Raw genomic sequence first — 25158 nt, forward strand, 5'->3', positions numbered from 1 at the left:
AAAATTGCAGATATTCCTTTAATATGATGTTGACACTTTAACTTTTGCCTTTATACTTCATTGGCAAATAGACCACCTTTTTGGTCTTAAAAAAGTCCTCTCTAAAGAATTCGGACAACTCAAAAAGCTGTACATTTCTATAATCTTTTAACTCCTCAGTTAGATCGCCTCCCTTTAAATATAGGATACCGTTTTTTAGCTCATGTATAGATTTTTTCCTGATACAACCCTGAACCCATCTAACAAAAGTAGGCATGGCTGCTACTGCCCTGCTAACAATAAAATCATACTGATCATCCAGGTCCTCAACCCTTCTGTGATAGGTAGTAACATTTTTTAGTTCAAGGCCGGCTACCACTTCTTCCACAACTTTTATTTTCTTGCCAATAGCGTCTACCAAAGTAAAATGCGACTCTGGATAAAGTATGGCGAGAGGAATTCCCGGGAAACCACCTCCGGTTCCTACGTCTAGAATAGAGGCTCCTTTTTTAAAAGATTGAATTTTAGCTATGCCCAGGGAATGAAGCACATGACGCAGATAGAGTTCCTCTATATCCTTTCGGGATACTACATTTATTTTTTCATTCCAGTCTTTATATAAAACTTCGAGGTGTAAAAATTGCTCTTTTTGAATTTCAGATAAATTGGGAAAATATTTAAATATTATATCAGCTTGCATATGTACCTTTGTATTTTGCCAAAAATAATACATTCCCCTATAACCCCATTTTAATTTATGGAGCAGGAAGGGTATTAAAAAGCAAGATATTACGTTATATTTACACAAATGATTTCTGCATATGGATTCAACCACGATTAAATTTTCTCGAAAAGATTCGGCACAGTTCTTCAAAACCTTGAATAAAAGAGTTAATGATTATTTTAAGGAAAATGAAATAAAGAAAACCGGAAACTGGCGGTTGTATTTTAAAACGGCCATTATGTTTGGTCTTTTTCTGGCTCCTTATTTTATAATTTTGACTTTGAATTTACCTAATTGGGCAAATTTATTATTAACCATTACCATGGGTGTTGGAATGGCAGGCGTTGGTATGAATGTGATGCACGATGGAAACCATGGATCTTACTCAACTAAAAAGTGGGTGAATAAACTAATGGGTAGTAGTATTTATATTCTGGCTGGAAATGTCTATAACTGGCAGGTTCAACATAATGTTTTACATCATACTTATACCAATATTCATACTCACGACGAAGATCTTGAAGCAGGAAGAATATTGCGTTTTTCTGAACATGCCAAATGGCACAGGTTCCATAAGTTTCAGCATTTCTATTCCTTGTTTCTTTATGGGTTGTTAACCTTTAATTGGGCAATAACGACAGATTTTATGCAAATGTACCGTTATACGAAACGTAAGTTGTCTTACGGCAAGTTTCCGAATCCTTTCCTAAACTGGAGTGTTTTAGTAGCTACTAAAATGATTTATATAACTATATGGATTGTGTTACCTATGCTGGTTTTAGACATTGCATGGTGGAAAATTTTACTTGGATTTTTTATTATGCACTATGTGGCAGGTGTAATTCTTAGTGTTGTTTTTCAATTAGCGCACGTTGTGGATGAGGCAGAAACACCTTTACCTGAAAAAGACGGTACCATGAAAAATACCTGGGCCATTCATCAATTGCTCACAACTGTTAACTTTGGAACTAAAAACAAAATTGTAAATTGGTTTACCGGAGGGTTAAATCATCAGGTAGAGCATCATATCTTTCCAAATATCAGCCATATTCATTACACAAAAATCTCCAAAATTGTTAAACAGACGGCTAAGGAATTTAATTTACCTTATAACGAGTATAAAACTACAAGAAAAGCTATAATTTCGCATTTCAGACACTTAAAAGAATTAGGCAAAAAGCCTACATTACAATACCAGTAAATTTATCGCAAGAATGAGCAACCTTTTATCCGATAGAATTAAAAACATGTCTACTTCGGCCACTTTAGCTATGGCCGCAAAAGCCAGAGAATTAAGAACCCAGGGGAAAGATATCATAGGGTTAAGTTTAGGAGAACCGGATTTCAATATCCCTGAATTTATCAAGGATGCAGCAAAAAAAGCTATTGATGAGAACTATAGCAGTTACTCCCCGGTAGATGGGTATGCAGATCTTAAACAGGCCATCTCTAATAAATTTAAAAGGGATAATAATCTGGATTACGGGTTAAGCCAAATAGTTGTATCTACAGGGGCAAAACAATCCCTTGCTAACGTAGCAATGGTGATAATCAATAAAGGAGACGAAGTAATATTACCTGCTCCTTATTGGGTAAGCTATAGTGATATTGTGAAGCTTGCAGAAGGTGTTCCTGTTGAAGTTCCAACCAGCATAGAAACAGATTTTAAAATGACCCCTGAACAATTGGAGGCGTCCATCACTACCAGAACAAAAATGATTTGGTTTAGTTCACCTTGTAATCCGAGTGGATCTGTTTATAATAAGGAGGAGTTGGAAGGCATTGCTCGCATATTAAAAAAATATCCGGAGATTCTGGTCGTATCCGATGAAATTTACGAACATATTAATTTCAGGGGTAAACATGAAAGTATTGCTACAATTGATGGGATGTACGACAGAACCATTACGGTAAATGGTGTGTCTAAGGCCTTTGCTATGACGGGATGGAGAATTGGTTATATAGGAGCGCCTGAATGGATCGCTAAGGCCTGTACGAAATTTCAGGGTCAAATCACCAGCGGTGCAAATGCTATTGCACAACGCGCTACCATTGAGGCCTTAAATGCTCCCGTTAGTAAAATTAAATTCATGATTGATGAATTTCATAAAAGACGAGATCTCTTATTGCAGCTTTTGGGAGAAATAAACGGATTTAATTTAAATATCCCAGAAGGTGCTTTTTATGTTTTTCCTGATATTTCAAGTTTCTTTGGAAAGACCTTGAACGGCTTTACAATCAATAACGCGTCTGATTTTGCTTTATATCTGTTGGAAAACGCCAACGTGGCCACCGTTACTGGTGAGGCATTTGGCAATCCAAACTGTATACGAATCTCCTATGCTGCTTCGGAAGACGAGTTAAGGGAAGCTGTAAAAAGAATAAAAGCAGTAGTCTAAAACCAAATTTAGCATTAATCGTATTTCTGAAATATCATATCTTTTTCCAGAAATAGGGATTAAAAAGTATTAACACAGTAAATAATTCCAGCCTTCCGGCAAGCATAAGAAAACCACACCACCATTTTCCCAGGGCCGGTAAACTATTATAATTGCTCACGGGATTCAGACTGCCAAATGCTGGTCCAACATTTCCAAGTGAGGATGCTGCACCACCAATTGCAGAAATAAAATCCAGACCTAATAAACTAAGCACAAGGGCTCCAATTATAAATAGTAACATGTAAAGGACAAAGAATGCAATAACGTTATAAACAATATGTTCGCTTACAGTCTTATTATTAAACCTTACAGGAATAATTGCATTTGGATGCAAGGTCCTTTTAAATTCTAAAAGCCCATTCTTAATAATTAGCAAATGCCTCATTACTTTAATACCACCTGCCGTAGATCCTGCTGACCCACCCATAAACATCAGTCCAAAAAAGAAAACAGTTAAAAATGGTGTCCAGGCGGTAAAATCTGCTGTGACAAATCCGGTAGTTGTAATCACTGCAACTACCTGAAATAAAGCATGCCTGAAGGAACTCTCGGCTTCTCCAAATGCCATTGGATAATAGTCCGATACCTCAACATTAGCCATAAAATATACCACCACGGCAGTTACCAATGTGAAAATAAGTATAAAAATACCGTAGAATTTAAACTCTTCATCCCTCAGCACTCTTTGAATTTTCCCTTTAAACGCAAAATAGCTCAACACAAAATTACTGCCCGCAAGAAACATAAAGACAATGACAATATATTGAATAAGTGGTTGATTGCTCCAATACGCGAGACTCGCATTTTTAGTAGAAAATCCGCCTGTCGATAATGTAGCCATAGAGTGGTTTAATGCATCAAAAAATGACATCCCAGCTACTCTTAACAAAAGAGTTTCTGCGGCTGTATATCCAAAATAAATTAACCAAAGCCTTTTAGCCGTGTCGGTAATCCTTGGATGCAACTTATCGGCACTAGGGCCCGGTGCCTCGGCTGAAAATAATTGCATTCCCCCAATCCCCAATAAAGGAAGAATGGCAATGGCCAGAACAATAATACCCATACCGCCTATCCAATGGGTGAGACTACGCCAAAAGAGAATCCCCCTGGGAATAGATTCAATATCATCAAGAATTGAAGCCCCTGTGGTAGTATATCCTGAAATAGTTTCAAAAAATGCATTTGTAATACTGGGAATGGCTCCGGAAAAAATATAGGGCATTACTCCAGAGGCAGACATCACAATCCAACCAAGGGTAACTATAATATAACCTTCTTTCTTTTTTACTTCTTTCTCATGGCCCCTCGTATAAAACATGGCCAGAATTCCCAATAATAAAGTAATTATTGCGGCCAGGGTAATATCTAGAGTAGCACCATCATTATAAACACCGCTAACCAAGGCAGCAATTAGCATGAAACCGCCATTAAATAATAACAGCAATCCCATAAGGTGAATTATTATTCTATAATTTAACCCTGCCATTATATAAAGAGCCTTTCAATTTTTGAAATGGAATCTGGCAGACAGCATACCACTACCCTATCGCCTTCCTCAATCCTAAAATCTCCAAGGGCAATATTTCCTTTACCATTTCTGACAATCCCACCAATAATAGCTGCTCTTGGGAATTCCAGTTCGCGTATAATTTCCCCATTTACCTTTGAGGTAGCTTTTACTTCAAATTCCAGGATTTCGGCATTTAAGTTATTTAACCGGGTTAGAGCCACAACCTCACCCCTTCTTATATACCTAAAGATATTATTTGCAGCGAGTAATTTCTTGTTAATTAAAGTATCAATACCAATGGACTGTGAGAGTTGAAAGTAGTCCATATTTTCAACGAGAGCGATAGTTTTTTTGATATTCTTGGATCTCGCCATCAGACAAGACATAATATTAGTTTCAGAATTACCAGTAACCGCAATAAATGCATCCATAGATTCCAGACTTTCCTCATCCAATAACTCAACATTTCTGCCATCGCCATTTATTACCAGCACATTTGGCAGCCTATCAGATATGTCAAAAGCCTTTTCTTTGTTTTTTTCTATTAATTTTACATTAAATTTTTTGGCACAGAGATCTCGGGCCGTATTAAAACCAACTTTACTACCTCCTAAAATCATAACATTTTTTATGTCTTCCTTCGTTTTACCGGTAAGCTTGTAAAGTTCATCCACTCCTTCTTTGTCAGTTACAAAATACACCTGGTCCTTGTCTTTAAAAACTGTATCGCCTCTGGGAATAAGTGTAAACTGAGTTCCAAACCGTTGCATCGCAATAGGCATAAAATGCAATCCAGGAAATATATTTGCTGCATCTTTGACAGATTTGCCAATGAAAGGGGCCCCCGTAGGCAAGGTAACACCAACCATTATTAACGCCCCTGCCTCAAATTCGTAAGTATCAAAAAAAGCGGACTGATTCAGTAAAAGCTGAATTTCTGTGGCGGCCAGCTCTTCAGGCGAGATCAATTCATCAATGCCCATTTCTGAAAATCTAATCAGTTCCTTGTTATCTATGAATTCAATATTAGAAATTCTTGCAATCGTTTTTTTACACCCCATTTGTTTAGCTAATAAACAAAGGGTAATATTAGTTGTTTCAGAAGAAGTTACGCCAATTACAAGGTCAGAACTATCAACTTTAGCCTCCCTTAATATAGAAATTGAAGTTGCATCACCTTTTAGAACTTTTATGTCCAAATGATTGTCTGCGTAGGTTAAACTTTCCTTGTTGGAATCAATCAAAGTAATGTTCTGGGATTCATAAGATAAAAGTTTTGCCAAATGAAAACCTACTTCACCTGCCCCCGCAATAATAATTCTCATCTTTAGTCTTTATTAATTATCAAGAGTCCGAATGTTGCGTAAAGGAGCTATTTTTATATAATATAAGCCATCGAAGCTCATGTGCGTTGTATTTGCAAAGTTTGCAATGTCAAAATTACGCAATTTTATTTTGATTAATGTCTAACTTGGCATGCAAAAATGGACATTAAATCAATTTAGATTATCTCTATTAATACCCATTCTCGAAGCAGGCTTTATATTATCTTTGCCCGAAAATTTACCTTATGCCCAAAAAAGTAAAACCTTATAAGACATCTACGCTTGGAAAAAAAGAACAGGTCACACAAATGTTTGACACAATTTCCGGCAGCTATGACGGCTTAAATCGGGTAATTTCTTTTGGAATTGATATCAAATGGAGAAACAGGGTAGTAAAGATTTTAAAGAAGAAAAACCCAAAAAATATCCTCGACATTGCTACTGGAACAGGAGATTTAGCTATTAATTTGGTTAAAACTGGAGCAGAACAAATAATAGGTTTAGATATTTCCAGGGGAATGCTGGAGGTGGGAAAAAAGAAAGTGGCAGATAAAGATTTAAATACCACTATTAAAATGATTGTTGGAGATAGTGAAAACCTTCCTTTTGAAGATGGCAGCTTCGATGCAGTTACCGTGGCTTTTGGGGTTCGGAATTTTGAAAATCTTGAAAAAGGCTTATCAGAAATATATCGTGTTTTAAAACCTTCCGGTACGTTCGTAGTCCTCGAGACTTCCGTACCCACCAAATCTCCCTTTAAGCAAGGGTATTGGTTTTATACTAAAAACATCCTTCCCTTAATTGGCAAACTTTTCTCCAAAGACCGCTCTGCCTATGCCTATCTTTCGGAATCTGCTGCCGTTTTTCCATACGGCCAGGCCTTCAACAATATTTTAGGGAAAATTGGGTTTATAGCTATGGAGAACAGGCCACAGACATTTGGGGTGGCATCTATATATATAGCTACAAAATAGAAGAATGAAATATATCTTATTTTTTCTGATAGGTTTCTTGCTGCTGGTCAGTAGTCCAATGCATGCTCAATTTAAAGAAAAACCCATCATAAATCTTGAAAATGAAGATAAAGCATTATTAAATTGGGGATATTTCCTAGGATTTAATCAATATGACTTCAAATTTGAATACAAGAACGACTTGGATGATGTCTTGGTAGAAAAATCTATTGGTTTCAATGTAGGTCTGATTGGTGAATTGAGGCTTAACGAATTTTTGGACCTTCGCTTTGAACCCGGACTTTTTTACACTAAAAGAACTTTAGGATATAAAGGATTTGCCGATCCAAATGAAGCAATAAGAGATGTAAAATCTACCTATATCAATTTTCCATTACTTTTAAAAGTAAGTGCCCGAAGATTTGGTAACTGGAAACCTTATATTATTGGGGGTGCGTCTGCTTCTCTAAATTTGGGTAGTAATGAGGATAGTCTTGACGATAACAGCAGTGGTACTTTTCGAATGACAAAAACACTTTATAACTGGGAAATTGGATTTGGCATTGATTTCTACACCGAATATTTTAAATTTTCCCCTTCTATAAGGGGAGTCTTTGCTCTCAGTAATGAATTAGTCCCTGACAATGATCCAAACAGTCCATGGACCGGAAATATAGATACAATGAAAACCAGAGGGGTTTTCGTGAATTTTACTTTTGAATAAACAAAAGTATATTAAAGGCTTGGGGATTTTTCTACTTCCAAATCTTATCTATTAAATAGTTGAACTTTTGTCTCTTCTAATTTCACTTAAGAAAATGGCTGTGGCAGTTGCAACATTTAAACTTTCAGTAGTTTTTTTGCCATATTGAGGGATACTTATTCTGTTTTCATGATCTATCAGAAGGCCTGCTTTATAAGATATGCCCTTGCCTTCATTCCCCAATATTAATAACCCCTTTTCAGGAAGATTTGCCGAGTATACAGAATTCCCATTAATGTATGTACCATAAGCAACACTTTTGTTTTCTTCAAGTAGTGCGGTAATATCGGTATAAACAATATTAACCCTGGCAATAGAACCCATAGTTGCTTGTAAAACTTTATGATTATAACAATCTACGGTATCGGGAGAACAAACCAAATGCGCTACTCCAAACCAGTCGCATAACCTTATGATGGTTCCCAGATTTCCCGGGTCCTGTACGGCATCTAAAACAACCACCCAATCAGAAAAGTTAATGTCTGTTGGTTCAGGAATTTCAAAAATTCCCAATATTTTATTTGGACTTTTATGAGAACTTATTCTTGATAAATCCTTTTCTGAAATATAATGAACTTCTACTTTGTTTTTTGTCCTAAATTCGGGATCGGCACTGTAGATACTATGGGTCTTAAATTTTGAACTCAAAAGCTCTGAAACGACCTTTTTTCCCTCTGCCACAAAAAGTCCGTTTTGAATTCGGTACTTTTTTTGATATAAGCTTTTTATAAATTTTAATTGACTTTTAACAACCATTCAAATAATGTATTTTTGGCTTCTATGAAGACCCTTCGGAGTTACGAAAAGAATATTGCAAAAATAGGTTTATTCTTGCTTATAGCTGCATTCACTTCTTGTAATGCTCTAAAAAGGGTAGAGGAGGATGAACTTTTATTAACTAAAACTAACATCTTCGTAAACAGTGAAAAAATCAAAAGTGAAGATATACAGAGTCTTGTCTTGCAAGAACCTAATAGTACTTTATTAGGCTATCCTTTAAGGCTTAACCTGTATAATTTAGCTAAAAAAGATCCCGATTCATCGTTCCAGGCCTGGCTTTATAGAAAAGAAAACAGAGAGAAAAGACTTGTGAATATATTATCTCAGAAGCAAGTTAACAGATTAGGTGAATCTTTTTTGGTAAAAGGGTATAGTGATTGGCTCAAAAAGATTGGTGAACCTCCCTCCATTATAGACACCTTAAAAGCTAAGAAATCATTGCAACGTTTGAGCGTCTATTATGGAAGCAAGGGATATTTTAATAACACTACATCTTATGAAATAGATAGTACCAAAAAAAAGCAGAGAGCTGAAATAAATTATAAGATAGCCCTTGGAAAACCTTTTATAGTAGATTCGATTACCAGAAACATCACCTCACTGGCCATTGATTCTATCTATATTCGCAATGAGGATAAATCCTTAATAAAAAATAGTAAGCAGTTTGATCTTGCAGATTTTAATAATGAGCGAAAAAGACTTTCAGAACTTTTTAGAAATACAGGGGTATATAATTTCCAGGAAAGTTCCATAGCCTATAATATTCTAAGAGATACTATGAGGGTGAACGACGATCAGAAAATGAGCGTAGAACTTAACATTGGCGACCTTAGAAAACGGGGGGATAGTATTATAACTACTTCAGAATATAAAGTCTTTCGCTTAGACAAAATCAATATTTATCCGGATTATGCTTTAAATGAGGATAAGTCTGATTTAAAATCCGTTGAATACGACAATTACACTATTTATTATAAAGATAAACTCCGTTATAAGCCTAAAGCTCTGGCAGATGCAATATTCCTGGAAAAGGATAGTCTTTACAGAGACATTGATAAAATTCGTACATACAGACGAATTACCAATTTAAATACATTTAAATATCCCAATATACTTTTTACGGAAGATAGTACTCAATCAAAACTTACAGCAGACATTTTTTTAGCGACAAGACCAAAATTCTCATGGGCTTTTGATTTTGATATTACCCATTCTAATATTAAATCATTGGGCATCGGCTTTAGTACTGCCCTTATCTCACGTAATATTTTCCGTGGTGCGGAAACTCTGAGTTTGTCGGTTGGGGGTACTTTTGGTTTGTTAAGTGATGAAACTTCAACAGAAAATTTCTTTTCAGAAACTGGCGCCGATGTAAACATAACTTTCCCGCGAATCTGGTTTCCATTTTTTAACTGGAAGAAGATAATTCCGTCCTATAAACTTCCACAGTCCAGAATTTCAGTAGGCACAAGTTTTCAAAAAAATATTGGCCTGGACAAACAGACTTTTAATACCATATTAGGATATAACTGGGCAACGGATAGATTTAATAAAAATAACGTAGAATTATTAAATATTCAATTTGTCAATAATCTTAATCCCGATCGCTTTTATAACGTATATCAGAGCACCTTTGAGCGATTGAATGATATTGCTGTGGATTATGCGGATGATCCCACTTTACAAGACTTTTATATTATGCCCGAACCACCAGATGGCCCCGTACTAATTATTCCTGAAGGTACTACAGGTTTTACCAATGCCATTTTGAATGTTGATGTGCCTTCAACTCCCGAGGATTTTGAAGATGTGGCCAGCATTGAAGAGCGAAGAATTAGGTTAACCGAAAACAATCTGATTTTTGCAACTAACTATACTTTTAATAAAAATAACAGGACTAATATAAATGATAACGATTTTTATTCTTTCCGTTTCAAAGTTGAAAGCGCTGGAGGTCTATTATCAGGAATTTCCAACCTAATAGAATTTGATAAAAATGAAAATGGTGATCGCACCGTCTTTGGTGTTCCATTTTCACAGTATATTAAAACGGAATTTGATTATATAAAACATTGGGATCTATCCAGATCCAACGTGCTTGCCTTCAGAAGCTTTTTTGGCATAGCCATACCCTACGGAAACTCTAACAGTGTACCCTTTGTCCGTAGTTATTTTGGGGGTGGATCTAATGATAACAGAGCTTGGTACCCCTATTCCCTGGGACCAGGATCCACAGATAATATCAATGATTTTAATGAAGCTAATATGAAAATAGCACTTAATTTGGAATATCGGTTTCCTATCGTTGGAAATTTTAAAGGTGCTATTTTTGCCGATGCCGGTAATATTTGGAATGTTTGGGATAATGTACAAGATCCTGCCGCCGTGTTTCAAGGCTTTGAGTCCTTATCAGAATTGGCCCTTGGTACAGGAATGGGTGTTAGATACGACTTTACCTACTTCGTGTTCCGCCTGGATATGGGCTTTAAAACCCATAATCCGGCAGAATTACCCGGCCAAAGATGGTTTCGGGATTATAATTTTGCCAATGCGGTATTGCAAATTGGCATAAACTATCCTTTTTAGTCCTTTAATTATTTTACTACATTTGCCACATCTCATAAAAAACTAACAGACCATAAAATTATGTCGCATTCAATAAAACCAGGAGTTGCTACAGGTGACCAAGTTCAACATATTTTTAATTATGCCAAGGAAAAAGGTTTTGCTCTTCCCGCCGTTAATGTTATCGGCTCCGATACGATTAATGGTGTCCTGGAAACTGCAGCAGCGTTAAATTCTCCGGTTATTATTCAATTTTCCAATGGTGGAGCGCAATTTAACGCGGGAAAAGGATTGTCTAATGAAGGGCAACTTGCCGCCATACAGGGAGCTGTTGCAGGTGCAAAACATATACATCAGTTAGCTGAGGCTTATGGAGCTACCGTTATTCTTCATACAGATCATTGCGCAAAAAAATTATTGCCATGGATAGATGGACTTCTTGACGCAAGTGAAAAACATTTTGCGGAGACAGGAAAATCACTCTATAGTTCTCATATGATAGATTTGTCTGAAGAACCTATTGAGGAAAATATTGCCATTTGTAAAGGATATCTTGAAAGAATGAGCAAAATGGGTATGACTCTGGAAATAGAATTGGGAATTACCGGAGGTGAAGAAGATGGTGTAGATAACTCAGATGTTGATGATTCAAAATTATATACCCAACCTGAAGAGGTGGCTTACGCATATGAAGAATTGTCTAAAATAAGCCACAGGTTCACGATAGCTGCGGCATTTGGAAACGTTCATGGCGTTTACAAACCAGGCAATGTAAAGTTAACCCCTAAAATTCTCAGGAATTCCCAGGAGTATATAACTAAAAAATACGGTGTTGAACATAATCATATAGATTTTGTATTTCATGGTGGCTCTGGCTCAAGCGTTGAGGAAATAAGGGAAGCGATCGGATATGGTGTGATAAAGATGAATATTGATACGGATTTACAGTATGCTTTCATGGAAGGTATTCGGGATTACATCCAGGGTAAATCGGCTTATTTACAAGCGCAGATAGGGAATCCGGATGGAGCCGACCAACCTAACAAAAAATACTACGACCCAAGGGTTTGGCTTCGGGAAGGGGAAAAGACTTTTATTGAGAGATTGAAAAAAGCTTTTGAAGATCTAAACAATATTAATACCTTGTAAGTAACTTATAGAATTAAATTATATTCCAATGACTGCTTGGTTCAAAAGAACAGAAAAGGGTATTCAAACTGCAACTGAGCAGAAAAAAGATACACCCAAAGGCTTATGGTATAAATCCCCAACGGGGAAGATTGTTGAATCTGACGAATTAGCTAAAAATTTTTATGTTAGTCCTGAAGATGATTATCATGTTAGAATTGGGAGCAAAGAATATTTCGAGATTCTATTTGATAACAACAAATTTCAGGAATTAGATGCCAAGTTAACTTCCAAAGATCCCCTGAAATTTGAGGACACAAAGAAATATTCAGATAGACTGAAGGCGGCCCAAAAAAAGACAGGTTTAAAAGATGCCGTAAGAACAGCTGTAGGCAAATCTTTGGGTAAGGATTTGGTTGTTTGTTGTATGGATTTTAGTTTTATTGGCGGATCTATGGGAAGTGTGGTAGGTGAAAAAATTGCACGTGGAATTGATCATTCCATTAAAAAGGGAATTCCTTTTGTAATGATATCTAAATCTGGCGGGGCCAGAATGATGGAGGCGGCTTTGTCATTAATGCAGCTTGCCAAAACATCTGCAAAATTAGCGCAGCTAGCTGAAGCCAAAATTCCATATATTTCTTTATGCACAGATCCTACTACCGGTGGAACGACTGCTTCCTATGCCATGCTAGGAGATATTAATATTTCTGAACCTGGTGCACTGATTGGTTTTGCAGGGCCCAGAGTTGTTAAAGAAGCTACAGGAAAAGATCTCCCAAAGGGTTTTCAAACAGCAGAATTTGTTTTGGAAAATGGCTTTTTAGACTTTATTTCTCATAGAAGGGATCTTAAAAAGAAAATTAACCTTTATATAGATCTTATTCAGAATAATGCTGTAAGAGAATAAAAAAAGCCCTGAATTTAGTAAGTCAGGGCTAATAATTAATCATTTGTAGGCTCTTTAGTTCTTAAACCTTCTTAAAAGTATTTCCTCAGTTTCTCCATTAGGGTAAGTAAGAATCCCTTTGGAATCACAACTACCATCTCCAAAATCAAGGCTCACCGTTGTATCATTGCGTGAAATTTCAAGTATTCCGCTTACCAGGAATCTGCAAGATAGTTCTCTTCTTAGCGGGCTAATGGTTTCTTTAACGAATACATTATCAAATTTCCCTGTGTAAGTACCCTTACCTGAAATAAGAAAGACATTATCGCCCCAGAATCCACTTCCAAAACCTTCAATCCATTCTCTGGTCCTGTTTCCAGTGAAACTGGCAGTACCACCGTCTGGCCATTCTCCGGTAAAATTGGCAACCGCATCTGACTGTGGATTTCCATTTTCATTGGAACGCATTCGCTGAACAGTAGCATTTCCCTCAACAGACACCCCATTAAATGTAAAGTTCTCAAGTGAAAAACTAAGCGTTTTCATAGCCATCTCCATGTCCTTCAGATAGCTCAGTTTAATGATACCACTTAAAAAATTCCCATTGGGTAATTCACATCCCTCACCAAAATCAATAGTTTTTTCTTTACTGGTACTAGTCACCACAGTAGTAATTGTAACACATTCTGGTAAATAATCTGAAATGTAAGAACCCTTGGAGGTAGCCAGGATTTCATCGGTAGTATAAACATCCTCTCCAATGTTTATAATTTCCTCAGAAATTAATTCAGATTCGTCACTGGCCTGAAGTTGTGCCACCTCAAAAGTTTCTGTTTTGCCGGTTTCAATAATTTCCGGAGATTCTTCATTGTTACAGGAAACAATCAACACAATTGTCAAAATCAATAATCCTGCAAAATTCAATTTTTTAAAACAATTTTTCATATTATCATTTTTTTAATATTACTCTCCTATGACCCCAGGTATTCATAATGGTTTAATTGAAGGTCAAAAAAGATAAATGACATCTGCTTTATATAAATTTATTACTATCTTTGCGCTCGATTGAAAATCAATCAGATACATAAAAATCATTTAAAATAATATTGGAATGTATTTAACAAAAGAAGTTAAGGCAGAAATCTTTAAAAAACACGGTGGTTCAGAAGGTAACACAGGTTCCACTGAAGGTCAGGTTGCGTTGTTCACGCATCGGATTAATCATTTAACAGGACATTTAAAAAACAACCAAAAGGATTATAATACGGAGAGATCCCTGGTAAGACTTGTTGGTAAAAGAAGAAGTTTGCTGGATTATTTGAAGAAAAAGGACATAGAAAAATATCGTGAACTTATTAAAGAATTGAATATTAGAAAATAATATAAGGGGGAGGCATTGCTTCCCCTTTTTTTAATAAAAGCCTCAAAATTTGAGGCGAACACAAAAAGCTTACACATAGTTTTTCATTGGTCGACAACACAACAACACAACTCAGACCGTCTATGTAAGACGGTTGACCATTGTTTAACAGCCTGATAAAGATTCAGGTTCTAATTAAAATTTATGATTCCAAAAACATTTAAAGAGGTCATTGACCTTGGTGATGGTAGAGAGATTTCTATCGAAACCGGAAAACTTGCAAAACAGGCCCATGGTGCTGTTGTTGTACAATCGGGAAACTGCATGTTACTATGTACCGTAGTTTCCAATTATAGACAAAGTGATGTAGATTTTCTTCCTTTAACAATAGATTACAGGGAAAAATTTGCGGCTTCAGGACGTTATCCGGGAGGCTTTTTTAAAAGAGAGGCCAGACCAAGTGACGGGGAAGTATTGACTATGCGATTGGTAGATCGCGTATTGAGACCATTGTTCCCAAAAGATTACCATTCCGAAACTCAGGTGATGATTCAGCTAATGTCTCATGATGACAATGTCATGCCCGATGCCATGGCAGGTCTTGCAGCATCTGCCGCAATTCAACTTTCAGACTTTCCATTTGAATGTGCAATTTCAGAAGTTCGTGTTGGGAGAGTGAATGGCGAATTTGTCATTAACCCTACTAGAGCACAATTACTTGAATCTGATATTGACATGGTCATTGGGGCATCCGAGGATTCCGTGATGATGGTTGAAGGTGAAATGGGTGAAATTTCTGAAGAAGAAATGGTTGAAGCAATCAAATTTGGTCATGAAGCTGCAAAAGTTCAGTGCGCTGCACAGATTAGATTAGCCAAGGCCTTTGGACAAAAAGAAGTGCGCGAATACGAAACGGAAGATGAGGACGAAGCGTTAATGAAAAAGATTCATGATCTTGCCTATGATAAAGTATATAAAGTAGCCAAGGCTGGTTCTTCCAAACATGAGCGAAGTGCCTCATTTGCAGAAATAAAAGACGAAATAAAAGCGCTACATTCCGAAGAAGAACTAGAAGAAATTGGGGATTTAATCAGCAAGTATTACTACAAAGCCGAAAAAGCTGCTGTAAGAGACCTTACCTTAAATGAAGGATTAAGACTCGACGGAAGAAAGACAGATGAAATACGACCTATCTGGTGCGAAGTGGATTATTTGCCCTCAACACATGGTTCGGCAATTTTTACAAGAGGAGAAACACAGGCACTGGCGACAGTTACTCTGGGAACATCAAGAGAAGCCAATCAAATAGATATGCCATCATTTGAAGGCGAAGAGACATTTTATCTTCATTACAACTTCCCGCCCTTTTCTACAGGTGAGGCCAGACCCATTAGGGGAACTTCACGTCGAGAGATTGGCCATGGAAATTTAGCACAAAGAGCGTTAAAAGGGATGATCCCTGAAGATTGTCCTTATACAGTCCGGGTTGTTTCGGAAGTATTGGAAAGTAATGGTTCTTCCTCAATGGCAACTGTTTGTTCCGGTACAATGGCGCTAATGGATGCCGGGGTGCAGCTTAAAAAACCGGTGTCAGGAATTGCAATGGGATTGATTACAGATACCGAAACCGGAAAATATGCTGTATTATCAGATATTCTGGGTGATGAAGACCATTTAGGAGACATGGACTTTAAAGTTACCGGCACAGCCGATGGGATTACCGCGTGCCAGATGGACATTAAAGTTAAAGGCTTATCCTACGAAATTCTGGTTAAGGCATTAATGCAGGCAAGAGAAGGAAGGCTTCATATTCTTGAGAAATTGACCGAAACAATCGCCCAACCTAATGAAGGTGTAAAAGCTCATGCACCAAAAATGGTAACAACTACGATTCCGGGAGATTATATAGGTGCATTAATTGGGCCAGGTGGAAAAGTGATCCAGGAACTTCAGAAAACAACAGGAACTACCATAGTAATAAATGAAGATCCTGTTACAGAAGAAGGGCTAGTGGAGATCTTAGGAACAGATCAGGCAGGAATTGATGCCGTACTGGCTAAAATAGACTCAATTACTTTTAAACCGTTAGTAGGCAGTGTTTACGAGGTTAAAGTGATAAAGATTTTAGATTTTGGGGCTGTAGTCGAATACGTTGAAGCTCCGGGAAATGAAGTTTTACTTCATGTTTCTGAACTCGCATGGGAGCGTACTGAAAATGTTACCGATGTTGTAAACATGGGTGATGTTTTTGATGTTAAATATTTTGGTACAGACCCAAGAACGAGAAAGGAAAAAGTATCCCGTAAAGCTTTATTCCCAAAACCGGAAGGTTATAAGGAAAGACCCCCAAGAGAAAATCGGGATCGCGATAGAGGCAGAAACGATAGAAATCGGGATCGTAAACCCAGAAGAGACTAATTCTTAACCCTTATATATATTAAAACCCCTTTAAAACAGGGGTTTTTTAATATAATTTAACCAAAAAGTTAAATTTTTATAACCTTATTGTAACATTTGCAGGTTTTTTACGTATAAGTATATGCAGCCCATGCACTTTGAACTTAATATATAAAGGAAAACCTAGATGAGACAGCTAAAGATTACGAAACAGGTTACGAATAGGGAAACTGCATCCTTAGATAAATACTTACAGGAAATAGGTAAGGTAGATCTAATTACTGCAGAGGAGGAAGTAGAATTAGCACAGCGCATAAAAGCTGGTGATCAGCTGGCTTTGGAAAAACTTACAAAAGCCAATCTTCGTTTTGTGGTATCCGTTGCGAAGCAGTATCAGAACCAGGGACTTACACTGCCGGATTTAATTAATGAAGGAAATCTTGGCCTTATTAAGGCGGCTCAGCGTTTTGACGAAACAAGGGGGTTTAAATTTATCTCCTATGCTGTATGGTGGATTCGTCAGTCCATATTACAGGCTTTGGCAGAACAATCGCGTATTGTTAGATTACCGCTAAATAAAATTGGTTCAATAAATAAGATAAATAAAACATTTGCATTTCTTGAGCAAGCTCATGAGCGAATCCCATCAGCAGAGGAAATCGCCAAGGAATTAGATATGACTGTTGAAGATGTAAAACAGTCCTTGAAAAATTCGGGTCGTCACGTATCCATGGACGCACCTTTAATTGACGGGGAGGATTCAAATCTTTACGATGTCCTTCGAAGTGGAGAATCGCCTAATCCGGATAAAGAATTATTACATGAATCTCTGCGTACGGAAATTGAAAGGGCTTTAGAAACCCTTACACCCAGAGAGGCAGATGTTATCAGATTGTATTTTGGTTTGGCCGGACAACATTCAATGACCCTTGAGGAAATTGGTGAAACTTTTGACCTTACCAGGGAGAGAGTACGACAGATTAAAGAAAAAGCAATAAGAAGATTAAAACATACTTCAAGAAGCAAAATTTTAAAAACTTATCTCGGATAATAGCGAGACATAAATTACATGTTAAATATTCCATAAATTGGAAATTTGGTATAAAAATTGTAATTTGTGATAGTAACAACAGTTTATCATGACTGTTCGTTTTTTGATTGATGAATAAACTCCGGCTGATTACCGGAGTTTTTCATTTTACCCAATTTCTATCAATAATCCCCCATTATTTAAAAAAATATTCTTTTGTCTGGCCTATGCTTGTTTCGGCTGTTCAAACTTCTCTTTAGTCTAATGTTTCTTTTGGCTGCCTTCACTTTTGATTCCATATTCAGCTATTTGTGCCAACTCATTTATGTATATTTATGGAAACCTATCCGTAACTGAAGTACTCATTTAAAATAACTATTATGAAGGGTCTATCTATAATATCAATTAAATTTATTTGTGTTGCCTTTTATGTTTTTATGATTTCTTGCCAACAGAGTAAATCGTCTGAAGAATCAAATGACACTTCTGAAATAAAATTTAATATCCCGGAAAATTTTGTACTTGAAGAATTATACCACATCAGCGCTAACAAACAAGGTTCTTGGGTAGCTCTGGCCGAGGGCGCTGACAAAATGATTTATGCATGTGATCAGCGGGGTAAGATCTATTATTTTAAAATGCCGGAAAAAGGCGAGGTGGTCCAAACAGCAAATGTAGACAGCCTAAATCTTGATATTGGTGAAGCACATGGCTTGTTATGGGCGTTTAATAGTTTGTATGTGGCTGTCAATAAAAATTGGGATGATACTATTGCAGATGAAAACCAAAGAGGGAGCGGTGTTTATAGAATTACAGATTCAAACGGAGATGGCCACCTTAATGATATAAGAATGCTCTTGAAATTAGAAGGGGCCGGTGAGCACGGGCCACACAGTTTTGTGTTAAGCCCAGATGGAAAATCTATCTATTTTATAGCTGGAAACCATGTACTTATCCCTGAAAGCCTGAAAAAAAATAGTCGCCTACCGATAAACTGGGGCGAAGATAATCTGTTTACACCCTATCTGGATGCCCGAGGGCATGCCAATGAAATAAAAGCGCCCGGTGGTTGGGTAGCGGAATTTGATTCCAACGGGGAAAACTGGGAACTAATTTCTGCTGGCTATAGAAATCCTTTTGACCTGGCATTTAACCAGGACGGTGAATTATTTACTTATGATGCCGATATGGAATGGGACATAGGAATGCCGTGGTACAGGCCAACCAGAATATGTCATGTTACTCCCGGAAGTGAGTATGGATGGCGGACAGGATCTGGCAAATGGCCGGAATATTATCCGGATAATCTGCCGGCTGTTCATAACCTGGAACAAGGTTCCCCAACGGCTATATTGTCTGGAGCCAAATTAAAATTCCCTTCAAAGTTCCACAACGGACTTTTTATTATGGATTGGAGTTTTGGAACCATCTATTACGCAAACCTTATACCTAAGGGAAGTAGTTACTCTGCAACTAGAGAAGAATTTCTATCTGGCACACCCTTGCCATTAACTGATATGATTGAAGGTTCTGATGGCAATCTCTATTTCGCAACCGGGGGGAGAGGCCTGGATTCTCACTTATATCGATTGAGTTATGACGGAGAACTTACTGCATCAGAAATTAAACCGAATGACAGTGGCAAAGAATTAAGGCAGCTTAGGCACCAATTAGAAAATTATTCGGCTATTAATCCTGAAGAAGCCATATCCAAAGCATGGGACAACCTTGACCACGAAGACAGATTTATAAGATATGCATCTCGAATTGCCCTGGAAAACCTTCCTACGGATGGATGGCAGGCAATGTTCTATTCTGAAGAATCACCGGTAAAAACGATTGAGGCCGGGATTGCCTTAGCAAGACAGGGTGATAAAAAAGATCAAGGAAAGATTCTGAAAAAATTAAATCAAATCAATTGGGAAGGGCTAGATGAACAGCGGCAAATAGATCTTTTGAGAAATTATGCCCTTGTTTTTATCCGCATGGGGCAACCGGACAGTCAATCTCGACAAGCCGTTATCAAAAAGTTAAAACCCTATTTTCCTGGTTCAAACAATGCCATAAACAGAGAACTTGCGCAAATTATGCTCTATTTAAATGCAGATGGCACGGTAAAGATTCTTGGTGATTTATTAGAAAAACACACTGCTGAAAAGACTAATATCTCCAATCAGATGCTTTCAGAGGAAACTACATTAAGAAGCGAACAATACGGACCATTAATTAGGGAAGTAATTGCAAAAATGCCCCCTAGTGAAGCCATCTATTACGGGATGCTGTTAAGCCATGCCACCGAAGGTTGGAACAAAGAACTACGAGAGATGTATTTCCTTTGGTTTTATGATGTTTTGAGTGCTAAAGGCGGAATGAGTTTTAAAGCTTACATGGAAAATGTAAGGCTTCAGGCCATGTCAAATGTCCCTAAAGAAGAAAAAGCATATTTTGAAGAACTTTCCGGCGTCTATTCTCCAAACACTGTTGTGGAAAATCTCCCGCAACCCATTGGTCCTGGGGCAAATTATTCCGGTAGTACGATCAACCAGTTTCTTTGGGGTGATAAAATGAGCGATTATAATGGAAGCTTGGCTGATGGTGAAAGGGCATATCAGGCAGCCTTATGCGTCCTGTGTCATCGTATGCGAGGTGAAGGAGGTGCTACCGGACCAGACTTAACCCAGATAAGGACAAAATTTGGAAGGTATGATTTGTTGTATTCTATATACAGCCCTAATGATGACATTTCCGATCAATATGCCTTTACCCTTTTTCATCTGGACAATGACAAAAAAATAGCCGGCAGAATTCTTTCGGAAACCAAAGATTCTATTAAAATTATGCCTAATCCTTTAAATACATCATATACTGTTCAATTGGCCAAATCCTCTGTTATAAAACAGGAGTTGTCTCCAATTTCACCAATGCCTTCCGGCTTACTTAACAGGTTAAACGAAAAGGAAATTACGGATCTTTTTGCCTATCTACTAAGCGGAGGTGATGAATCGCATGAACTTTATAATAAAACGAATCTGGAATAAAATAGAAGTTATATATAATGGCTCAGTATAAAACCATAATGAATACTTATTTTTGTATCTAAATATTTTCAGCCATTAAACAATGAACAACATACGCATAGCGCCTTCATTACTTGCGGCCGATTTCGGGAATTTACAAAGAGACGTTGAAATGGTAAATTCAAGTCAGGCAGACTGGCACCATATTGATGTTATGGACGGAGTTTTTGTTCCAAATATCTCCTTTGGAATGCCTGTAATAAAAAGCATTGCCGGGAATGCAACCAAGCCGCTCGATGTTCATCTTATGATTATTGATCCCGATAGATATATCAAATCGTTTGCCTCCCTGGGAGCCAATATACTGACAGTGCATTATGAGGCCTGTCCACATTTAAATAGAACCATACAAGCCATTAAAGCGGAAGGTATGAAAGCAGGAGTAGCTCTTAATCCGCACACCAATATAAAACTTCTGGAAGATAGCATAGCAGAGATAGACCTTGTTTGTGTTATGAGCGTTAATCCGGGATATGGAGGTCAGAAGTTTATTGAAAATACCTATGGAAAAGTCAGGGCATTAAAAGCGCTAATTAATGAAAAAAAAGCCAATACGCTTATAGAAATTGATGGCGGAGTAAATGCAGACAATGCGAAAGCCCTAGTAGAGGCTGGTGCAGATGTTTTGGTTGCGGGAAGTTTTGTTTTCAACTCACAGGATCCAATGGCCACGATTTCACATATCGCCAATATTGCCAATGCTTAGCATTGTTTTAGCAGGTATTTAATCAAATCTGTGGTAGTTACCATGCCTTTTAGCTTACCTTTTTCCACGACCGGTAAGGAATGAAATTCCCTTTTCACAAGTAATTCTGCAACTTCTTTAATTGTTGCATCGGGAGAAACAGTCTCCAGATTTCCTATCATTAATTGCCTTATTGTAAACATTTCATAAATAGATGAAGAAATATTTTCCTCTTCCCTGTATGCGCCATCGGCAAAACTTATTCGGAGTATATCGTTCAGACTTATCATCCCAATAATCTTTTCATTTTCAATGACCGGTATATGCCGTATTTTATATTTTTTAAATAAATGTTCTGCCTTATCTAAACTTTCTTTTACATCAAGTGTTATAAGGTTTGTGGTCATTATATTGGAAACGGGGAGTTGAATCTGGATATTCATGACTTTCAATTTAAATATTATTTAATAAAGATCAGTTTTATCAAAAACAAAAAGAATGATAAAAGTCATGTTAGTGATGGTTTAAATTTATTTGCTTTGGTTAATTCTGAGATTCTGATTCTTTAAAATAATACCCTATAATTTATTAGCCATATTGGCTTTGCATGCTTTCTTTGATAAGTTTAAGAATAAATTACATAGCTTTGCCCCTACCTGAATTCTCACTAATTTTTACCTCTGCTTTAAGGAAACATATGGATAGATTTGATCTTTTGATTGTTGGTGGTGGACCAATAGGAATAGCATGCGGACTGGAGGCTCAAAAAAACGGTTTGAGCTACCTGATTGTAGAGAAGGGTCCTATAGTTAATTCCTTATTTAACTATCCTGTAAACATGCAGTTTTTCTCCTCTTCAGAACGTCTGGAAATAGATGACATTCCTTTTATAAGTAACGAGGCAAAGCCAAAACGCAATGAATCTTTGGAATATTACAGAAGAATTGTTACCTCCAATAAGTTGAATATTCACCTCTTCGAAAAAGTTGAGACTATAGAAAAAGGGACAAAAGATTTTAAAGTCATAACAAATAAAAATAAATATACAGCCAGTAATATTACAATTGCCACAGGATTTTATGATCTTCCTAACCTCCTGGAGGTTCCCGGGGAAGAACTCCCTAAGGTGTCTCATTATTACAAGGACCCTCATTACTATTCAGGTCAAAAACTGGCCGTGATAGGAGCAAGTAATTCAGCTATAGACGCTGCCCTTGAGTGCTGGCGAAAAGGTGCTGAAGTCTCTCTTATTATCAGGGGGCCTCAAGTAGGCAAGCGAGTTAAATACTGGGTTCGCCCTGATATTATGAACAGAATTGAGGAGGGAAGTATTAAAGCCTACTATAACGCCTCAGTGAAAGAGATACGGGAAAAAGAAATTGAATTGGAAACTCCGGAGGGGGTAATTATTTTAGAGAATGATTTTGTCCTTGCCTTGACCGGTTATACTCCAAATTTTGAATTTCTGAAGAGTGTAGGAATAGAATTATCGAAGGATGAGAAAAGGTTGCCAAATTATAATCCGGAAACCATGGAAACCAATATAACAGGAATTTACCTTGCAGGGGTTATTTGCGGAGGCATGGAAACTCATAAATGGTTTATTGAAAATTCCCGGGTACACGCAAAGATTATTATTAAAAATATTTTGCAAAAAAAAAGAATCTGAATTAGGTAATTAAGAGTTATTCAAGCGCATGAAAAAAATTGCCCTAGCTGTCCATGGAGGTGCCGGAACCCTCGTCAAGGGAATGATGACTCCTGAAAAAGAAAGCTTATATAAAGCGGTTTTAAAAAGTGCCTTACACAAGGGGTATCTGCTTTTAGAATCCGGTAGATCTGCGATAGAAGCAGTTGAGGCATCTGTTAAAGAACTTGAAGATTCACATTTGTTTAATGCCGGAAAGGGAAGTGTATTCACTTCTGAAGGGAAACATGAAATGGATGCTTCCATTATGGATGGAAAAACCCTTAATGCAGGAGCCGTTTCTTTGGTAAGTGGAATAAAAAATCCTATTAGCCTGGCACGGGATGTTATGGAAAAAAGCGATCATGTTTTCCTTGCTTCTATAGGTGCTATGCAATTTGCAGAGAAACTGAAATACCATCTTGAAGACGAGAAATATTTTTATGATGAACTTCGCTACCAGCAATGGCAGGAGATTAAAGGTACCAAAGATTTTAAGCTGGACCATTCAGTGAAAAAGGATGCAAAATTTGGTACTGTTGGCGCTGTAGCTTGTGATCGTTTCGGGAATCTGGCTGCTGCAACTTCCACAGGAGGCATGACCAATAAGCAATTTGGCAGAGTTGGTGATAGTCCGATGATTGGAGCAGGAAATTATGCCAATAATAAAACATGTGCTGTTTCCTGTACGGGTAGTGGTGAATATTTTATCAGAGGGGTTGTTGCATATGATTTGTCCTGCCTGATGGAATACAAAAACCTATCACTTCAGGATGCCGCTGAAGTGCTTATTCAAAAACGTTTGCTGAAATTAGGAGGAGATGGTGGTTTAATTGCAGTAGATGCCCTTGGCAATATTGCCATGCCTTTTAACACAGAAGGCATGTATAGGGGCTGCAAATCCTCAGACAGCGCAGATCAAATAAGTATTTATGGGAATTAAGAAGTTGGAAAAGGAGCATCAAGGGGTAAAACCTTTACTTTACCTTTTTTCATATTGAAGCGGTCCCCATTTGCCAGTACATGTGTTTTAAGATTTATCAGAGACATAGGTGTACCTTTCTCAAGGATCTTTTCGTTATTGTGTTTTAGTTTTCTTGGATCAAACATAATAACCATCCCAGAACCTATGATCTCAAAAGTCCTGCTGTTTTTAATAACCAGTCCCGTATCTTCCGCTAGACCAATACCCATCATATCCGGATATTTGGCCACGGCTTCCGCAAGTCGTCCAAAGCGGCCTCTGCGAATAAAATGGGAGTCTATGATTAAATTAGAAATGAATCCCATTCCGGTATCCATTTTTACAGCTCCTTTTATAAATGATTCCGTACTGCTACCACCTGCAATCATTTCGCTGGACATGCACATTGCGCCTGCGCTGGTTCCGGCTATCACTAACGCGTCTTTTCTATAACGTTCTATAAGTACTTCATGTAACCTAGTGTTGCCTATTTTTGCAGTGATTTTGGATTGGTTTCCTCCGGAGAACATCACGCATTGTGCATTTACAATCCATTCCAGGTTTTTTGGATTTTCAGACTCTTTCCTATCTCGAATATCCATAATATGTACCTTACGACATCCTAATTTGTCAAAGGCCTTGAGGTAACTATTACTTACCTCTTTTGGAATACTTGAGGCAGTTGGAATAACAACAATTTGAGCCTCATTACCACCACTCTCACTTACCACTCTGGAGAGGATACTTTCCTGAATAAATTCCAGGTGAAACGACTCGCCTTTTTCTGTCCCTTTATCCTCATTTCCTCCAATGGGAATTAAAGTTCCTTTTACCACCATAATTTATGCTGTCTAGCTTGCAAAAATACAGCTATTGTTACAAAAAATGTCATATATTTATG

At 37.4% G+C, this 25158-nt stretch carries 21 protein-coding genes; 14 read left to right on the forward strand and 7 right to left on the reverse strand.

Features of this window, described 5'->3' with window-relative positions:
* Nucleotides 1–37: 37 nt before the first annotated feature.
* The gene (gene rsmG / locus WBM60_RS05590) at nucleotides 38–679 is read right to left on the reverse strand and encodes a 16S rRNA (guanine(527)-N(7))-methyltransferase RsmG (protein ID WP_424260788.1); all 642 of its coding nucleotides are present in this window, start codon (nucleotides 677–679) and stop codon (nucleotides 38–40) included.
* 121 nt (nucleotides 680–800) lie between these two features.
* Between rsmG and WBM60_RS05595 the strand changes: the two genes are divergently transcribed.
* Both WBM60_RS05595 and WBM60_RS05600 read left to right on the forward strand, forming a co-directional pair.
* Entirely contained in the window at nucleotides 801–1904 is a 1104-nt protein-coding gene (locus tag WBM60_RS05595; RefSeq protein ID WP_424276735.1) for a fatty acid desaturase family protein, read from the forward strand.
* Between the two features lie 13 nt (nucleotides 1905–1917).
* A complete protein-coding gene (locus tag WBM60_RS05600) occupies nucleotides 1918–3102 on the forward strand; it encodes a pyridoxal phosphate-dependent aminotransferase (protein WP_424264098.1) in 1185 nt (394 codons plus the stop codon).
* A gap of 34 nt (nucleotides 3103–3136) precedes the next feature.
* On the opposite strand, the gene WBM60_RS05605 is transcribed toward WBM60_RS05600, so the two are convergent.
* On the reverse strand, nucleotides 3137–4594 hold the full coding sequence (locus WBM60_RS05605) for a TrkH family potassium uptake protein (protein WP_424276736.1): 1458 nt from the start codon (nucleotides 4592–4594) through the stop codon (nucleotides 3137–3139).
* Nucleotides 4595–4629: 35 nt separating this feature from the next.
* Entirely contained in the window at nucleotides 4630–5979 is a 1350-nt protein-coding gene (trkA, locus tag WBM60_RS05610; protein ID WP_424264094.1) for a Trk system potassium transporter TrkA, read from the reverse strand.
* 245 nt (nucleotides 5980–6224) lie between these two features.
* On the opposite strand from trkA, the gene ubiE reads away from it, so the two are divergent.
* Together ubiE and WBM60_RS05620 are read left to right on the forward strand one after the other, a co-directional pair.
* Entirely contained in the window at nucleotides 6225–6953 is a 729-nt protein-coding gene (gene ubiE / locus WBM60_RS05615; protein ID WP_424276737.1) for a bifunctional demethylmenaquinone methyltransferase/2-methoxy-6-polyprenyl-1,4-benzoquinol methylase UbiE, read from the forward strand.
* A 4-nt stretch (nucleotides 6954–6957) separates the two neighbouring features.
* Nucleotides 6958–7656 (forward strand): porin family protein, encoded by a 699-nt coding sequence (locus WBM60_RS05620; RefSeq protein ID WP_424260033.1) that lies wholly within the window; start codon nucleotides 6958–6960, stop codon nucleotides 7654–7656.
* A 51-nt stretch (nucleotides 7657–7707) separates the two neighbouring features.
* On the opposite strand, the gene WBM60_RS05625 is transcribed toward WBM60_RS05620, so the two are convergent.
* The gene (locus WBM60_RS05625; RefSeq protein WP_424282847.1) at nucleotides 7708–8451 is read right to left on the reverse strand and encodes a TrmH family RNA methyltransferase; all 744 of its coding nucleotides are present in this window, start codon (nucleotides 8449–8451) and stop codon (nucleotides 7708–7710) included.
* 24 nt (nucleotides 8452–8475) lie between these two features.
* Between WBM60_RS05625 and WBM60_RS05630 the strand changes: the two genes are divergently transcribed.
* From WBM60_RS05630 to accD, 3 genes are read left to right on the forward strand one after another with little or no spacing between them, the layout of a single operon-like run.
* Nucleotides 8476–11061: a BamA/TamA family outer membrane protein gene (locus WBM60_RS05630; protein ID WP_424260029.1), complete on the forward strand. Its 2586-nt coding sequence runs from the start codon at nucleotides 8476–8478 to the stop codon at nucleotides 11059–11061.
* Nucleotides 11062–11121: 60 nt separating this feature from the next.
* Entirely contained in the window at nucleotides 11122–12189 is a 1068-nt protein-coding gene (fbaA, locus tag WBM60_RS05635; RefSeq protein ID WP_424260027.1) for a class II fructose-bisphosphate aldolase, read from the forward strand.
* 28 nt (nucleotides 12190–12217) lie between these two features.
* Nucleotides 12218–13078, forward strand: a complete 861-nt coding sequence (gene accD, locus WBM60_RS05640) for an acetyl-CoA carboxylase, carboxyltransferase subunit beta (protein ID WP_424260025.1) — start codon at nucleotides 12218–12220, stop codon at nucleotides 13076–13078.
* 54 nt (nucleotides 13079–13132) lie between these two features.
* On the opposite strand, the gene WBM60_RS05645 is transcribed toward accD, so the two are convergent.
* Nucleotides 13133–14002 (reverse strand): hypothetical protein, encoded by an 870-nt coding sequence (locus WBM60_RS05645; RefSeq protein ID WP_424260023.1) that lies wholly within the window; start codon nucleotides 14000–14002, stop codon nucleotides 13133–13135.
* A gap of 166 nt (nucleotides 14003–14168) precedes the next feature.
* Between WBM60_RS05645 and rpsO the strand changes: the two genes are divergently transcribed.
* The 5 genes from rpsO (at nucleotide 14169) to rpe (ending at nucleotide 21627) form a co-directional block, all read left to right on the forward strand.
* On the forward strand, nucleotides 14169–14438 hold the full coding sequence (rpsO, locus tag WBM60_RS05650; protein ID WP_424260021.1) for a 30S ribosomal protein S15: 270 nt from the start codon (nucleotides 14169–14171) through the stop codon (nucleotides 14436–14438).
* Between the two features lie 183 nt (nucleotides 14439–14621).
* Complete coding sequence (locus WBM60_RS05655) at nucleotides 14622–16835, forward strand: polyribonucleotide nucleotidyltransferase (RefSeq protein ID WP_424276995.1); 2214 nt, start codon at nucleotides 14622–14624, stop codon at nucleotides 16833–16835.
* 166 nt (nucleotides 16836–17001) lie between these two features.
* Nucleotides 17002–17865 carry a sigma-70 family RNA polymerase sigma factor gene (locus tag WBM60_RS05660; RefSeq protein WP_299164051.1) on the forward strand — a complete coding sequence of 288 codons (864 nt, stop codon included), beginning with the start codon at nucleotides 17002–17004 and terminating at the stop codon, nucleotides 17863–17865.
* A 359-nt stretch (nucleotides 17866–18224) separates the two neighbouring features.
* Nucleotides 18225–20882 (forward strand): hypothetical protein, encoded by a 2658-nt coding sequence (locus WBM60_RS05665; protein ID WP_424260016.1) that lies wholly within the window; start codon nucleotides 18225–18227, stop codon nucleotides 20880–20882.
* An 82-nt stretch (nucleotides 20883–20964) separates the two neighbouring features.
* Nucleotides 20965–21627 carry a ribulose-phosphate 3-epimerase gene (rpe, locus tag WBM60_RS05670; RefSeq protein WP_424260014.1) on the forward strand — a complete coding sequence of 221 codons (663 nt, stop codon included), beginning with the start codon at nucleotides 20965–20967 and terminating at the stop codon, nucleotides 21625–21627.
* Here the strand turns inward: rpe and WBM60_RS05675 are convergent.
* Nucleotides 21624–22049 carry an HPP family protein gene (locus WBM60_RS05675; protein ID WP_424260012.1) on the reverse strand — a complete coding sequence of 142 codons (426 nt, stop codon included), beginning with the start codon at nucleotides 22047–22049 and terminating at the stop codon, nucleotides 21624–21626. The two genes, rpe and WBM60_RS05675, sit on opposite strands and share 4 nt — an antisense overlap.
* 254 nt (nucleotides 22050–22303) lie before the next feature.
* Here WBM60_RS05675 and WBM60_RS05680 point away from each other — a divergent pair, with 254 nt between their 5' ends.
* Together WBM60_RS05680 and WBM60_RS05685 are read left to right on the forward strand one after the other, a co-directional pair.
* Nucleotides 22304–23275 (forward strand): YpdA family putative bacillithiol disulfide reductase, encoded by a 972-nt coding sequence (locus WBM60_RS05680; protein WP_424282848.1) that lies wholly within the window; start codon nucleotides 22304–22306, stop codon nucleotides 23273–23275.
* Nucleotides 23276–23303: 28 nt separating this feature from the next.
* On the forward strand, nucleotides 23304–24236 hold the full coding sequence (locus WBM60_RS05685; RefSeq protein ID WP_424282849.1) for an isoaspartyl peptidase/L-asparaginase family protein: 933 nt from the start codon (nucleotides 23304–23306) through the stop codon (nucleotides 24234–24236).
* Here the strand turns inward: WBM60_RS05685 and WBM60_RS05690 are convergent.
* Entirely contained in the window at nucleotides 24233–25096 is an 864-nt protein-coding gene (locus tag WBM60_RS05690) for a cyanophycinase (RefSeq protein ID WP_424260006.1), read from the reverse strand. The genes WBM60_RS05685 and WBM60_RS05690 overlap by 4 nt on opposite strands.
* Nucleotides 25097–25158 lie beyond the last annotated feature (62 nt).

This window comes from Eudoraea sp., assembly GCF_049669105.1.
In the GTDB taxonomy this organism is placed as follows: domain Bacteria; phylum Bacteroidota; class Bacteroidia; order Flavobacteriales; family Flavobacteriaceae; genus Eudoraea.